Origin of the sequence: Bacillus sp. J33 (assembly GCF_000518885.1) — a bacterium.
Lineage (GTDB): Bacteria > Bacillota > Bacilli > Bacillales > Cytobacillaceae > Cytobacillus.
On record NZ_JAEL01000127.1, the window covers coordinates 1 to 13,707 of the forward strand.

Sequence of the window (13,707 nt, forward strand, 5' to 3'; positions counted from 1 at the left end):
TCAAAAACGCGTCAAAGCATTAGGACTCATTCCATCCATGTCCCGTAAAGGAAACTGTCTAGATAATGCCCCAATGGAATCATTCTTTGGACATTTAAAGGATGAAGTAGATTACAAAGAAGCAAATAACTTAGCAGATTTAAAGAATATGATTGATGAATATATGGAGCACTATAACACGAATAGAAAGCAATGGACCTTAAAAAAGATGACTCCAGCAGCTTACCGGAGTCATCTCATCGCTGCGTAGAAAGCAGCATCTCTTTTTATTAAACTGTCTACTTTATAGGGCGCAGTTCACCTCCTGCCAAGAGGCTCCTTTTTTCATAAAATTAATTCGCAAACAATATATTGCCCAGCGTTTTTCTGCCTATATGCTAGTTCTTCCATTCCTGAAGGTTATGGTAATATGTTATTATTGTCTATATTGCTAACAGGGTTGGAGGAGTATGAGATGAAAAAAGAATTTGCTGTTATTGGCCTTGGCCGCTTTGGCGGCAGCATCTGCCGCGCTCTTGCTGAAGAGGGGATGGAAGTAATGGCCATTGACCTTAATGAGGACCGGGTAAATGAATTTGCCAGAATTGCCTCTCACGCAGTTGTTGGCGATACAACTGATGAGTCAGTGATCAAGAGCCTTGGAATAAGAAATTTTGACCATGTTATTGTTGCAATTGGTGATAACATCCAGGCCTCCATTCTGACAACTTTAATTTTAAAGGAGCTTGGAGTCAATAAAATCACTGTAAAAGCCCAGAATGATTATCATGAAAAAGTATTAAGAAAAATAGGGGCAGATCATGTAGTTCACCCAGAAAGAGATATGGGCAAAAGAATAGCACACAGTATCGTGTCCAACAATGTCCTTGATTATCTCGAGCTTTCAGATGAACATAGCATTGTTGAGATCGTTGCTAATGAAAAACTGGCAGGGCACAGCATTATTGATTTGGATATTCGGGCGAAATATGGAATTAACATTGTGGCAATTAAAAGAAAAAATGAAATTATTGTATCTCCTCAGGCAAATGAGAAAATACAATATGATGATATTCTTATCGTTATTGGGGCGGATGTGGACATTAACCGTTTTGAAAAGAAGGTAATGTCTTAACCCTATCCTTACAAAAGGCTGTTTGGGTAAAATTTATTCCTTATAAAACTGCTGATTAAACTAGATCAATATTCAGAATTTATTAGTAAAAACAACAATTGATGAGAATAAAGCCTTACGTAAAAAAGCTGTATCACTCTCAAAAGAGCGATACAGCTTTTTTTTAAATTTCCATGATAATTGGCAATATCATTGGACGACGCTTGGTTTTTTCATATAGGAATGGAGCAAGGGTATCTGTAATCTCATTTTTAATTTCAGACCACTGGGTAGTCCTCCGTTCCATTACTTTACTTAAATGTTTGGATATAAGAGCCTGAGCGTCATTGATCAAGTCACCCGATTCTCTCATGTACACGAATCCTCTCGAAATTAGGTCAGGGCCTGCTGCAATTTTGAAGTCCTTCATATTAATGCTGACAACTACGACTACCAAACCTTCCTCTGAAAGGATTCGGCGGTCTCTTAGGACGATATTGCCTATATCTCCAATTCCGCTGCCATCAATATAAACAGAGCCAGAAGGGATCTTGCCGGCAATCTGAGCTGAGTCTTCGCTTAATGCAAGCACTTCGCCGTTATCCATAATAAAGCAATTTTCTTCGTCTACTCCACAGTCGACAGCCAATTTAGCATGCATTTTCTGCATTCTGTATTCACCATGTATGGGCATAAAGAACTTTGGCTTGATTAAGCGAAGCATAAGCTTTTGTTCTTCTTGGCCGCCATGGCCAGAGGTATGGATATCACTTAATTTGCCATAAATAACTTCCGCACCTGCACGGGATAGCCTGTCAATTGTTCGGCTGACGCTGATTGTATTCCCAGGAATAGGTGAAGAAGAAAATACAACTGTATCTCCGGGATTTATCTGGATTTGGCGGTGTGTCCCGTTGGCAATTCTTGACAATGCTGCCATCGGTTCCCCCTGGCTTCCCGTACAAAGGATCGTAACCTGGTTTGCCGGAAGCCTGTTAATCTGGTGCGCGTCAATAAAAGTATCCTTTGGAGCTTGGATGTATCCTAATTCCTGCCCGATATTGATTGCTGCCTCCATGCTTCGTCCAAACACAGCGATTTTTCTGCCATTTGAAACGGCAGCTTCAGTTACCTGCTGGAGACGATGGATATTAGATGCGAATGTCGCAAAGATGATCCTGCCCTCCACTTTGCGGAAAATATCATGAATGCTGTCTCCAACTCTGCGTTCAGACATTGTAAATTCAGGGATTTCACTGTTTGTACTATCTGAAAGAAGGCAAAGGACACCCTCCTTGCCGATTTCAGCCATTTTGGTCAAGTTTGCCGGTTCGCCTACTGGAGTAAAGTCGAATTTAAAATCTCCTGTATGGACAACTTGTCCAGGAGGTGTTTTTACAACGATACCATATGAGTCCGGAATACTATGTGTTGTACGGAAAAAAGTAACGGAAGTCTTTCTGAACTTTATAATGTCATCTTCCTTAATTTCATGAAGAGTAGTCTGCCTAAGCAGCCCATGTTCTTCAAGTTTGTTTCTAAGAAGGCCGAGTGCAAGTTTTCCGCCGTAAACCGGGATATTTACTTCTCTTAAAAGATAAGGGATTCCCCCGATATGGTCTTCATGCCCGTGAGTAATAAACAAACCTTTGATTTTATCTACATTTTTTACTAAGTACGTATAATCAGGAATAACATAGTCAATTCCGAGCAATTCATCTTCTGGGAATTTAATTCCCGCATCAATTAAGACTATTTCATCCTGGAATTGTACACCATACGTATTTTTACCGATTTCTCCCAGGCCGCCTAATGCGAAAACGGCCGTTTGATCATTTTTAACAAATTTCATAAATTATCCAATCTCCAATACTTTAAAGTCTTCACTTTGCTTTTCATATTCTAAAAACTTGCCTTCCACGGCAGTTACAAACTCAATGTTATAAGGGCGGTCAGCCAGCTTTGTGCGGACATCTCTTTCAGAATCACCTTCAACAAAGACTGTTTTAGTTTTTTCTCTTACCGGTACTTCTGTTTTTGAATCCTGATAATATACTTTAAAAATCATTTCAATCTCTCCTTAATCCGATATCACTTTTTCTATTATATAAAATAATAACATGTATTACATGTTTTTTCCTGAAAGGTAAGTATAAACTTGGTTTGTATTAGCTTCGGAACCACCGCTATTCCTGTATGCGTTAACTTCCGTTTAGCTGGAATAAGGTGGAGCGGAGCACAGACTATGTAAAAAAGTGTACTGATAACCAATTTACAATAAGGAAGGAGCCCTTCGCAAGTTTGAAGGGCTCAAAATTGTCAGGCAATAGACTTTTTTCGAAGCATGTCGTTCCACTGTTTTAAGAGCTTCTTTCTCAGCTTCTTTAACATAGTGGATCATCTCCTTACTTTCTATTTTAAACGATCCTTGTCCAAAGTAAAGGAAACAAGGACGTTTTTAACCAATTTAGTTTTTATTCAGGTTTCTTTTTAGTTATATTATATGTTGAAATATGAATATCTCTCGTGGGGAAAATTGGAAATTTTTAAAAGAACGCTGTTTTCGTAAATTTTATTGTCTCAATGCTAATGATGGTTTACTAACTGAGTTGATTGCAGCTGAGGGCAATTGACTCCTGTTCAGAAGAAAGGGAAGCGGGAGGCCCCGCAGGCGAAGCCGAGGAAGCTCTCATACCTCCCCGCGGGAAAGGCCTGAGTACCCGCAGTATGCAAATTAATGGGCATGCTTTATAAGTAAAAACAACAATTTAAGAGATAAGTGCCTAAAAGAATTTGATACTTATCCGTGAAAATTGACATTTTCCCTTTAAGGGTTTAGTGTTTTATTGCTGTAATACACAGAAAAAAAAGGTTGTTTCTTTGTTAAGATTTTGCTTACGGAGTTCATTTGATGCTTATTGGGCTTTTTATTATTTTTGCAGGGGTATATATTACATCGAGAAAGAAAGTACAGCAGGCATAAATGCTGCCGCATAAAGGAACATGATATAAAGTGAAAGGAAGTTTGAGCAATTATGAGTAAAATTGTTTATTTTGATATAGATGGGACTCTATTGGATCACGATAAAAAACTGCCTGATAGTACAAAAGAAGCTATCGTTCAACTGAAAAAGAAAGGGACTTTTGTGGCTATTGCTACGGGAAGGGCACCTTTTATGTTCGAAAGCCTTCGGGAAGAACTTGATATTGATTCTTTTGTAAGTTTCAATGGGCAATATGTCGTTTTTGAAAAGGAAGCTATTTACCGCAATCCTTTAAAAACCTCAGAAGTAGAGAAGCTCTATAACCATGCGCGTGAAAATGGGCATCCTCTTGTGTTTATGAATGAGAAAACGATGAAATCATCGGTTCAGCATCACGAGTTTATCGAAAAGAGCATGGGGAGCCTGAAATTTCCCCATCCTGAAGAGGATAAGGATTTCTATAAGGGAAGGGATCTATATCAGTCATTGCTCTTTTGTGAGGAGCAAGATGAAAAAATGTATTTTCCTGAATATCCTGACTTTGGGTTTATAAGGTGGCATCCATACTCTGTAGATGTATTGCCAGCGGGGGGATCAAAAGCTGAAGGGATTAAAAAAATGATTGAACGGCTTGGTTTTGAACTGAAGGATGTATATGCTTTTGGTGATGGATTAAATGATATTGAGATGTTAAATGCTGTAGGTACCGGGGTAGCTATGGGCAATGCAGCAGATGTGGTTAAACATGCAGCAGACCGCGTCACAGCATCAGTTGACGAAGAAGGAATTTGGGCCGGTTTAAAAGAACTCCAATTAATATAATTCACACAAAAAAGGAAAGCCTGAAAAAACGAGGCTTTCCTTTTTTCTGCAATAAACAAACCTATCTTTCAATTGCTATCGCATTTTCAATTGGCTGGAAAGGATTTTGTTTATTGATATGATCATAAAACATGATGCCATTCAGGTGATCTATTTCATGCTGGAATACAATGGCAGGCAATCCCTTTAACTTAAATTTCACATCATTGCCATCAAGATCTATACCTTTAACAGTTACTTTTGCATACCTGGGGACATAACCGGGTATGGGTTCATCGACAGATAAACAGCCCTCTCCTGCAGCCAAATAAGAACGCTGTACCGAGTGGCTAACAATCTTAGGATTGAAGAGAGCATAGCTGTATACGTCGTTGTTATCGGTTACATGTACTGCGATCATCCGTTTTGAAACATTTATTTGAGGGGCGGCTAACCCTATCCCAGGCCTTAGACCGTATTTTGCAGCAAGCTCAGGATCCTGGCTGTTTTTTACATATTCCAGCATTTCTTTTAATATTTGTTTATCTTCTTCAGTCGGAGGCATGTTCACTTCCGAGGCAATTTTTCTTAAAGTAGGATGGCCGTCACGAACTATATCCTTCATGCTAAGCATGATTATCACTCCCGCTATGTAAAAATGAAAGTGAGCGTAAAAAACTTGGGAGAGTTAAAATCCCGCCCAAATCCCGCCCATAGGCTTGATTTTCGTATTTACAGTCTAACAGAGTGCGGTGAAAAAGTTAATATGAGAAGGCACCAAAAGTACCTTCTCCACTAATTAAAATTTCCAGCAAGCACAGCCAACAATGATCAAGAGAATAAATAATACTACAATTAATGCAAAGCCTCTGCCATAACCAGCGCCTGCCACCGCTCCTGGATAGCCACAGCCATAACCGTATCCGTACATGAAGGATAACCTCCCTATAGATTTGATTATCGTCCATATTTAAACGAACCGCACCGGACGATTACTATAGCCTATGAATAAACAGGTGTTTGGTGTAGGCCATTGCCCAAGTCATATTGAGAAAATGGTCTGAATAGATTAAAAAAAAGGCAGACAAGACGCGATCTATATTGAAAAAGGCACAACTCGTCAAAAATTGTCATTCCAATAGGCTATTGTCAAATGATACAAGTATCGATATAGTTAAAATTGTTAAGGTAAGGAGGTTTCATCGTGTCGATTTTTAGCAAAAGCCGCCTGCTGCTTGCAGTAACTATAGGAACTATTTTTCTGGCAGGATGTTTGAACAAGCCTGCTCCAGAGGAAGAAATATATGAAGTCCTTGAAAAAGTAGTTTCGGAAGAAAAAACATTTGAGGAGCAGCAAGAGCCGCTAGTTAATTTGGAGAAAAAGGAAAAGGAATTATACGATAAGATTATTGCCCTGGGAATGAAGGAATTTGACGAAATTACCAAGCTTTCCGATGAAGCTTTATCCATTGTGGAACAAAGAAAGAGACATATGGAAAAAGAACAGGAGAGTATTCAGGCTTCGAAAAAAGAATTTGAAACTTTATCTCCTATTATAAAGGAGATAGAAGATGAAGGCCTGCAGGGAAAATCAAAAGAATTATATAGGATCATGATGGAAAGATATGAAATCCACGATGTCCTGTATGAAGATTATTCTGAAGCGCTTGAATATGATAAAGAACTATACGCTATGTTCAAAAAGGAAGATCTTTCCCTCGAACAGCTGGAAGAACAAATCAGCAAAATAAATGATTTGTATGACAAGATTCTTGAATCAAATAAGCAGTTTAACGAAAAAACAAAAGAATATAATGAAGCTAAGCTTGCTTTCTATAAAGAAGCAGGTCTCGAGGTAAAAACAGAGGAATAAATATAATGCCGGCATACTAAAATGCCGGCATTTTTTTGTTCGGTATAGAAATCAAATGCTTATAATAATGCGTATATCATAATATTTTTGTGGACATTAGTTAAAAATGAGTCTGTTAAAACTACTGTTTTACGTTTTACTAAAATAATTCTAAACAAATAGACTTTACTATAACACAATAGATTTTAGAGTTTTTTTATAGTACAGAATTGATGCTTTAAATAATACAGTTAAGTTTTCACGTAGAAATATAAAAAGCGTGCTTACAATGTAAAAATATAAAACAAGGTAATTGACGTATGTGTTTTAGGTATATTAAACTAAATCTCGTAAATAATTCTGTATCAATTTAGTTGCAAAATCGACTGATACAGAATATGATAGTTATGGATGATCAGAAAGACGTTTTTTTAGGCAAGGTATGTGGAAAACTAATTAAAAGTATGCATTGGCAGAGATAAGCTTTCTGCTATTTAGAGATACTTTATAAAGCAAGTGCCTATTAGAAAAAATTTTTTCTAATAGGGGATTTTTCTAATATGGCTTGGTTTTGGGTAACCTAAATTTTGTGTATAAAAACTCTTAATTAACGTCTTTTTATGAAAGGAAAGGGTGACTGATATGGCTTCTAAAACAAAGAAGGCACAATTCGACGCGAAAAAACAGCTCGAAACAGTTGAAGAACAGTTCCAAACTCTACAAATTTTAAACGAAGAAGGCAAGGTTGTTAATGAATCTGCGATGCCTGAATTAAGCGATGAACAGCTTCAGGAATTAATGCGCCGCATGGTTTATACACGCATCCTTGACCAGCGCTCAATTTCATTAAACAGACAAGGCCGTTTAGGCTTCTATGCACCAACAGCAGGACAGGAAGCTTCACAGCTTGCTTCCCAGTTTGCGTTGGAAAAAGAAGATTTCATTCTTCCAGGCTACCGTGATGTTCCTCAAATCATTTGGCATGGCCTTCCCTTATACCAGGCCTTCTTATGGTCAAGAGGACATTATGAAGGAGGAAATATTCCTGAAGGTGTAAATGTAATTGCCCCTCAGATCATTATTGGTGCACAATACATCCAAACAGCAGGTGTGGCGCTTGGAATGAAGAAGCGCGGCGAGAAGAAAGTTGCCATTACTTATACTGGGGACGGCGGTGCTTCACAGGGTGACTTCTATGAAGGAATTAACTTCGCAGGAGCATTTAATGCACCTGCAATCTTTATTGTACAAAATAACCGTTTTGCTATTTCAACTCCGGTTGAAAAGCAGTCTGCTGCTAAAACAATTGCTCAAAAAGCAGTTGCTGCTGGAATTCCAGGAATCCAGGTTGATGGAATGGATCCGCTTGCTGTTTACGCTGCAGTTCGTGAAGCTCGTGAGCGTGCAATCAACGGCGAAGGCCCAACATTAATTGAAACGCTTACTTACCGTTATGGACCTCACACAATGGCAGGGGATGACCCAACTCGCTACCGTACATCAGATCTGGACAATGAGTGGGAAAAGAAAGATCCGCTTGTACGTTTCCGCAAATTCCTTGAAGACAAGGGAATTTGGAATGAGGATATGGAGAACGAAGTAATCGAAAAAGCAAAAGAAGATATTAAAGAAGCCATTAAGAAGGCTGATGATACACCTAAACAAAAGGTTACAGATCTAATGAACATCATGTATGAAGAAATGCCTTACAACTTAAAAGAACAATATGAAATTTATAAAGAAAAGGAGTCGAAGTAAGCCATGGCGCAAATGACAATGATTCAGGCAATTACTGATGCCCTGCGCACAGAATTGCGTAACGATCCGAATGTTTTAATATTCGGTGAAGATGTAGGCGTTAACGGCGGAGTTTTCCGTGCTACAGAAGGCCTTCAAAAAGAATTCGGCGAAGAGCGTGTATTCGATACACCATTAGCTGAATCCGGAATCGGCGGTTTGGCAGTTGGTCTTGGTTTACAGGGCTTCCGTCCAGTTCCTGAAATTCAATTCTTTGGGTTTGTTTACGAAGTAATGGATTCTATTTCCGGCCAGCTTGCACGTATGCGTTACCGCTCTGGCGGAAGATATAATGCACCCGTTACAATCCGCTCTCCATTTGGGGGAGGGGTACATACTCCTGAAATGCACGCGGACAGCCTTGAAGGCTTAATGGCACAGCAGCCTGGTCTAAAGGTTGTTATTCCGTCAACTCCTTATGATGCAAAAGGACTGCTTATTTCAGCTATCCGCGATAATGATCCTGTTATCTTCCTTGAGCACATGAAACTTTACCGCTCTTTCCGCCAGGAAGTGCCTGAAGAGGAATATACAATTCCGCTCGGCAAGGCAGAAGTAAAACGTGAAGGGTCAGACCTAACAATTGTCACTTACGGCGCTATGGTTCATGAATCCTTAAAAGCGGCTGAAGAGCTTGAAAAAGAAGGAAAATCTGTTGAGGTAATCGACTTGCGTACTGTAGCTCCGCTTGATATCGAAACAATTATTGCTTCTGTAGAGAAAACAGGAAGAGCGATCGTTGTTCAGGAAGCTCAAAAGCAGGCAGGTATTGCAGCAAACGTAGTAGCTGAAATCAATGACCGTGCAATTCTAAGCCTTGAAGCTCCGGTTCTGCGTGTAGCTGCACCAGATACTGTATTTACTTTCCCTCAAGCTGAAACAGTATGGCTTCCAAACTATAAAGATGTAATTGAAACAGCTAAAAAAGTTTTTGAGTTTTAAGTAAAGGCTGTTTAAAGCTTAAAGTTGATTTTCGCACACTATTGATTGAAGCGGAAGTCAACAGGCAAGTGTAATAGAACGCTAATTGACGAAATTGCTCAGACTAAAGAGGGGGGAATATATCCCCCTGATATGTTTTACATTGAACGAAATAATAGGAGGTTGAATTCCATTGGCATTCCAATTTAGATTGCCTGACATTGGTGAAGGTATCCATGAAGGTGAAATCGTTAAGTGGTTTGTAAAGCCAGGCGACGAAGTACAAGAAGATGACGTGCTTTGCGAAGTCCAAAACGATAAAGCAGTTGTAGAAATTCCTTCCCCTGTTAAAGGTAAAGTTGAAGAAATTCTTGTTGAAGAAGGCACAGTTGCAACAGTAGGCCAGGTGTTAATTACTTTTGATGCTCCTGGATATGAGGACCTTAAATTTAAGGGAGACCATGAAGAAGAAGCTCCAAAAGAAGAGGCTAAGACTGAAGCTCAAGTACAATCAACAGGTGAAGCAGGCCAGGATGTGAAGAAGGAAGAAGCTCCTATGCAGGAAGCTCTAAACGAAGGTGCTGCGATTTCACAGGCAGATGTGGATCCAAACCGCCGGATTATCGCAATGCCTTCAGTAAGAAAATATGCACGCGATAAAGGTGTTGATATCCGTCAGGTTGCTGGCAGCGGAAAAAATGGCCGTATTCAAAAAGCGGATATAGATGCATTCCTAAATGGAGGAGCACAGGCACAGGCGGCTGAAGCCCCTGCACAGGAAACTGCACCAGCTGAAACAAAAGAAGCTGCACCTGCAGCTGCACAAGCGATTCCTGAGGGACAGTATCCTGAAACTCGCGAGAAAATGAGCGGAATCCGCAAAGCTATTGCCAAAGCTATGGTAAACTCTAAGCATACAGCTCCACATGTTACATTAATGGATGAAGTAGATGTAACGAAACTTGTTGCACACCGCAAGAAATTCAAAGAAGTTGCAGCTAATAAAGGAATTAAGCTTACATTCCTTCCGTATGTGGTAAAGGCATTAACAAGTGCACTGCGTGAGTTCCCTGCCTTAAATACATCTATTGATGATGCTGCAGGCGAAATCATCCATAAGCATTACTACAATATTGGTATTGCAGCAGATACTGAAAAAGGTCTTCTGGTACCAGTTGTTAAGGATGCAGACCGCAAGTCTACGTTTGCTATTTCAAATGAAATCAATGAGCTGGCTGGAAAAGCACGTGATGGCAAGCTTGCTCCTAATGAAATGAAGGGCGCTTCATGCACGATCACAAACATTGGTTCTGCAGGCGGACAATGGTTTACACCAGTTATTAACCATCCTGAAGTTGCCATTCTGGGAATTGGCCGCATTGCTGAAAAGCCAGTTGTCAGAGATGGAGAAATTGTTGCAGCTCCAGTATTGGCGTTGTCACTAAGCTTTGACCACAGAATCATTGACGGAGCAACTGCACAAAATGCATTAAACCACATCAAGCGTTTACTGAACGATCCAGAACTATTGTTAATGGAGGCGTAATAACAAATGGTAGTAGGAGATTTCCCTATTGAAACAGATACTATAGTCATTGGTGCAGGTCCAGGAGGATATGTTGCAGCAATCCGTGCAGCACAGCTTGGACAAAAAGTTACAATCGTAGAAAAAGCTAATATGGGCGGAGTTTGCTTAAACGTTGGATGTATTCCTTCAAAGGCCCTGATCGCAGCTGGTCACCGCTACGAAAACGCTAAACATTCAGATGTAATGGGTATTACAGCTGAAAACGTAAAAGTTGATTTTACAAAAGTACAAGAATTTAAATCCGGTGTAGTTAAAAAGCTTACCGGTGGAGTAGAAGGCCTCCTAAAGGGGAATAAAGTTGACATCGTACGCGGTGAAGCTTACTTCGTTGATACGAATACTCTTCGTGTAATGGATGATAATTCTGCACAAACTTATACGTTCAAAAATGCAATCATTGCAACAGGTTCTCGTCCAATTGAATTGCCGACTTTTAAATTCTCCAAACGTGTTCTTGATTCAACAGGTGCCCTTGCACTTCAGGAAATTCCAGAGAAAATCGTCGTAATTGGCGGCGGTGTTATCGGAATTGAACTTGGCGGAGCTTATGCAAACTTTGGTTCCCAAGTAACAATTCTTGAGGGTGCAGATGATATCCTTGTTGGCTTTGAGAAGCAAATGTCTTCTCTTGTAAAACGAAACCTAAAGAAAAAAGGCGTTGAATTCATTACGAAGGCACTTGCTAAAGGTGTTGAAGAGAATGAAAATGGAGTTACCGTTAAGTTTGAAGAAAAAGGCGAAGAGAAAACTCTTGATGCAGATTATGTGTTTGTAATGGTTGGAAGACGTCCTAATACAGACGAGCTGGGCTTAGAACAAGTCGGCATTAAGATGACTGAACGCGGTGTTATTGAAATTGATAAACAATGCCGTACTAATGTGAGCAACATTTATGCTATCGGCGATATTGTTGCAGGTCCTCAATTAGCCCATAAAGCCTCTTACGAAGGTAAGATCGCTGCAGAAGCAATTGCTGGCCATAACGCAGAAATTGATTACCTTGCAATTCCGGCTGTAGTATTCTCTGAGCCAGAATTGGCTTCTGTTGGCTATACAGAACAGCAGGCGAAAGAAGAGGGAATTGAAGTTACTGCAGCTAAGTTCCCATTTGCAGCTAACGGCCGTGCTCTTGCGCTAGATTCAACTGATGGCTTCTTAAAGCTAGTTACTCGCAAAGAGGATGGACTAGTAATCGGTGCGCAAATTGCAGGAGCAAGTGCATCTGATATGATTGCTGAACTTGGATTGGCAATTGAAGCTGGCATGACTGCCGAAGATCTGGCAATGACAATTCATGCTCATCCAACACTAGGTGAGATTACGATGGAAGCAGCTGAAGTTGCTATCGGAAGCCCTATTCATATCGTAAAATAAAGTAAAAAAATCCTTCCCATTCCGGGAAGGATTTTTTGTAAGAAAATTCATAGGCCGCTATCTAAAGCATTTGCCAGCGGCTTAACAATTTGCTCCTTTGGCACATCTCCTTTAACCTCAACAAGGACTTCATCCTGGTAAACCAGCAATATAGCCGGGCAATTTTCAATTTCATAATTATTGTAATAATTTTTGGATTCTGAAGCATTAATAATTTTCATATTCTTTATTTCTTCAGGAAAGCTTCTTTTTAATTCGATAATCGCATCATAATAAGGAACTTCCTGTTCGTATTTTTTATGATCTGAGAAGAAAATAATTTGTTTAACACTGTCGTCAATCATTAACTCTTTTTTTGCTTCTTTGTGGCTGCATGAAGAGGTCACAAATAGGAGTGAAATGATTATTAAAAGAGGCAAACCTTTCATATTCATTGCCCTCACTTTATTAAATATTTGAAGACAGCTAATCCAAAAAAATTCCGCATAGTAAAAAAGTCTTTAGCGATTTCCATAAAAATAGCAGTTCGTTAATGATTTTTAAATCCGTTCTTTCATAATAATGAGTATTTTATCATACACAGTAAGCAAAAAAGGGCTTGTCATTCAAATGTTACAGAAATGAAAAATAAGATTTTCATTTTGAACATATATTACAAACACATAGGTTTCCCCTATTAAACGAAAGGGAAATTGGAATAAAATGTGGTGGTGGGAAAAATGAAGGTTTATACAGCTCTCATGCTTCAGCTGATTATTTGGAGCGGCTATACATTCATTGAATGGCTATCTAAATATGACCAGCTTGTATACAAAATAATTATGTTTTTCGTATTTTTCTACTTGGCTATAAACATAGGGAACTGGATCATTAAATCAGCAAAGAAGACCTTTTTAGTCACAGTTATGAGTTTGTGTTTATATGGTTCTTTCCATTTGGCAATGTCGTATCTCGCCCATTGGTAAATGGGAAGCTTAAATCAGGAATTAGAAAAAAGCAGGCACCTGCATGGATGAACTGAACCCCGAACAGTAGACACTTTAAAAAAAGTGGACCTATTCGGGGTTTTTCTATTTTTCTTAGCTTAAAACCCCGTTATACTAAAATCTATATATTAGGACGGGAGAAGTTACTATGAGTAAGATTATTTTCAATGAACATCAACGACAAGTCTTAGAAAAGAACCCAAATGTCGCATCTGTATCTGATCGTGCGATTCAATATACTGCCGAATTTAAAATTCGAGCGGTAAAAGAGAATTTAGCTGGTAAAGGGCCTGCTCAGATCTTTATCGAAG

At 39.3% G+C, this 13,707-nt stretch carries 14 protein-coding genes and 1 pseudogene; 10 read left to right on the forward strand and 5 right to left on the reverse strand.

What is annotated here, in order from left to right; translation table 11 throughout:
- Positions 1 to 250 (forward strand): IS3 family transposase (locus tag L634_RS0125715; protein WP_026584903.1); only part of this gene is annotated, 250 nt, incomplete at its 5' end.
- Between the two features lie 204 nt (positions 251 to 454).
- Entirely contained in the window at positions 455 to 1,114 is a 660-nt protein-coding gene (locus L634_RS0125720) for a potassium channel family protein (protein WP_026584904.1), read from the forward strand.
- Positions 1,115 to 1,277: 163 nt separating this feature from the next.
- Here L634_RS0125720 and rnjA read toward each other — a convergent pair whose 3' ends face one another.
- Both rnjA and L634_RS0125730 read right to left on the reverse strand, forming a co-directional pair.
- Positions 1,278 to 2,945 (reverse strand): ribonuclease J1, encoded by a 1,668-nt coding sequence (rnjA, locus tag L634_RS0125725; protein ID WP_026584905.1) that lies wholly within the window; start codon positions 2,943 to 2,945, stop codon positions 1,278 to 1,280.
- Between the two features lie 3 nt (positions 2,946 to 2,948).
- Positions 2,949 to 3,161 carry a DNA-dependent RNA polymerase subunit epsilon gene (locus L634_RS0125730; RefSeq protein ID WP_026584906.1) on the reverse strand — a complete coding sequence of 71 codons (213 nt, stop codon included), beginning with the start codon at positions 3,159 to 3,161 and terminating at the stop codon, positions 2,949 to 2,951.
- A 967-nt stretch (positions 3,162 to 4,128) separates the two neighbouring features.
- Between L634_RS0125730 and L634_RS0125735 the strand changes: the two genes are divergently transcribed.
- Entirely contained in the window at positions 4,129 to 4,899 is a 771-nt protein-coding gene (locus tag L634_RS0125735; protein ID WP_026584907.1) for a Cof-type HAD-IIB family hydrolase, read from the forward strand.
- A gap of 61 nt (positions 4,900 to 4,960) precedes the next feature.
- Here L634_RS0125735 and def read toward each other — a convergent pair whose 3' ends face one another.
- Positions 4,961 to 5,512, reverse strand: a complete 552-nt coding sequence (gene def, locus L634_RS0125740) for a peptide deformylase (protein WP_026584908.1) — start codon at positions 5,510 to 5,512, stop codon at positions 4,961 to 4,963.
- Positions 5,513 to 5,677: 165 nt separating this feature from the next.
- On the reverse strand, positions 5,678 to 5,809 hold the full coding sequence (locus L634_RS33080; RefSeq protein ID WP_084029022.1) for a YjcZ family sporulation protein: 132 nt from the start codon (positions 5,807 to 5,809) through the stop codon (positions 5,678 to 5,680).
- Between the two features lie 273 nt (positions 5,810 to 6,082).
- Between L634_RS33080 and L634_RS0125750 the strand changes: the two genes are divergently transcribed.
- From L634_RS0125750 to lpdA, 5 genes are all read left to right on the forward strand, one after another.
- The gene (locus L634_RS0125750; protein ID WP_026584909.1) at positions 6,083 to 6,751 is read left to right on the forward strand and encodes a YkyA family protein; all 669 of its coding nucleotides are present in this window, start codon (positions 6,083 to 6,085) and stop codon (positions 6,749 to 6,751) included.
- Between the two features lie 621 nt (positions 6,752 to 7,372).
- Positions 7,373 to 8,488 carry a pyruvate dehydrogenase (acetyl-transferring) E1 component subunit alpha gene (pdhA, locus tag L634_RS0125755; RefSeq protein WP_026584910.1) on the forward strand — a complete coding sequence of 372 codons (1,116 nt, stop codon included), beginning with the start codon at positions 7,373 to 7,375 and terminating at the stop codon, positions 8,486 to 8,488.
- 3 nt (positions 8,489 to 8,491) lie between these two features.
- A complete protein-coding gene (locus tag L634_RS0125760; RefSeq protein WP_026584911.1) occupies positions 8,492 to 9,469 on the forward strand; it encodes an alpha-ketoacid dehydrogenase subunit beta in 978 nt (325 codons plus the stop codon).
- Between the two features lie 172 nt (positions 9,470 to 9,641).
- Positions 9,642 to 10,994 carry a dihydrolipoamide acetyltransferase family protein gene (locus L634_RS0125765; protein WP_026584912.1) on the forward strand — a complete coding sequence of 451 codons (1,353 nt, stop codon included), beginning with the start codon at positions 9,642 to 9,644 and terminating at the stop codon, positions 10,992 to 10,994.
- A gap of 6 nt (positions 10,995 to 11,000) precedes the next feature.
- On the forward strand, positions 11,001 to 12,410 hold the full coding sequence (lpdA, locus tag L634_RS0125770) for a dihydrolipoyl dehydrogenase (protein WP_026584913.1): 1,410 nt from the start codon (positions 11,001 to 11,003) through the stop codon (positions 12,408 to 12,410).
- A gap of 47 nt (positions 12,411 to 12,457) precedes the next feature.
- On the opposite strand, the gene L634_RS0125775 is transcribed toward lpdA, so the two are convergent.
- Entirely contained in the window at positions 12,458 to 12,844 is a 387-nt protein-coding gene (locus L634_RS0125775) for a small peptidoglycan-associated lipoprotein (RefSeq protein WP_232233846.1), read from the reverse strand.
- Between the two features lie 285 nt (positions 12,845 to 13,129).
- On the opposite strand from L634_RS0125775, the gene L634_RS0125780 reads away from it, so the two are divergent.
- The gene (locus tag L634_RS0125780) at positions 13,130 to 13,375 is read left to right on the forward strand and encodes a hypothetical protein (RefSeq protein ID WP_026584915.1); all 246 of its coding nucleotides are present in this window, start codon (positions 13,130 to 13,132) and stop codon (positions 13,373 to 13,375) included.
- A 169-nt stretch (positions 13,376 to 13,544) separates the two neighbouring features.
- Positions 13,545 to 13,707 (forward strand): annotated as a pseudogene (locus tag L634_RS33625) (IS3-like element ISBsp3 family transposase); the annotation flags it as partial.

Excerpts from the sequence above, each read along its gene's own strand:
- L634_RS33080 (WP_084029022.1), bottom strand. The coding sequence starts at position 5,809 with ATGTACGGATACGGTTATGGCTGTGGCTATCCAGGAGCGGTGGCAGGC.
- L634_RS0125720 (WP_026584904.1), top strand. The coding sequence starts at position 455 with ATGAAAAAAGAATTTGCTGTTATTGGCCTTGGCCGCTTTGGCGGCAGC.
- lpdA (WP_026584913.1), top strand. The coding sequence starts at position 11,001 with ATGGTAGTAGGAGATTTCCCTATTGAAACAGATACTATAGTCATTGGT.
- pdhA (WP_026584910.1), top strand. The coding sequence starts at position 7,373 with ATGGCTTCTAAAACAAAGAAGGCACAATTCGACGCGAAAAAACAGCTC.
- L634_RS0125780 (WP_026584915.1), top strand. The coding sequence starts at position 13,130 with ATGAAGGTTTATACAGCTCTCATGCTTCAGCTGATTATTTGGAGCGGC.
- L634_RS0125735 (WP_026584907.1), top strand. The coding sequence starts at position 4,129 with ATGAGTAAAATTGTTTATTTTGATATAGATGGGACTCTATTGGATCAC.
- L634_RS0125775 (WP_232233846.1), bottom strand. The coding sequence starts at position 12,844 with ATGAATATGAAAGGTTTGCCTCTTTTAATAATCATTTCACTCCTATTT.
- rnjA (WP_026584905.1), bottom strand. The coding sequence starts at position 2,945 with ATGAAATTTGTTAAAAATGATCAAACGGCCGTTTTCGCATTAGGCGGC.
- def (WP_026584908.1), bottom strand. The coding sequence starts at position 5,512 with ATGCTTAGCATGAAGGATATAGTTCGTGACGGCCATCCTACTTTAAGA.
- L634_RS0125760 (WP_026584911.1), top strand. The coding sequence starts at position 8,492 with ATGGCGCAAATGACAATGATTCAGGCAATTACTGATGCCCTGCGCACA.
- L634_RS0125730 (WP_026584906.1), bottom strand. The coding sequence starts at position 3,161 with ATGATTTTTAAAGTATATTATCAGGATTCAAAAACAGAAGTACCGGTA.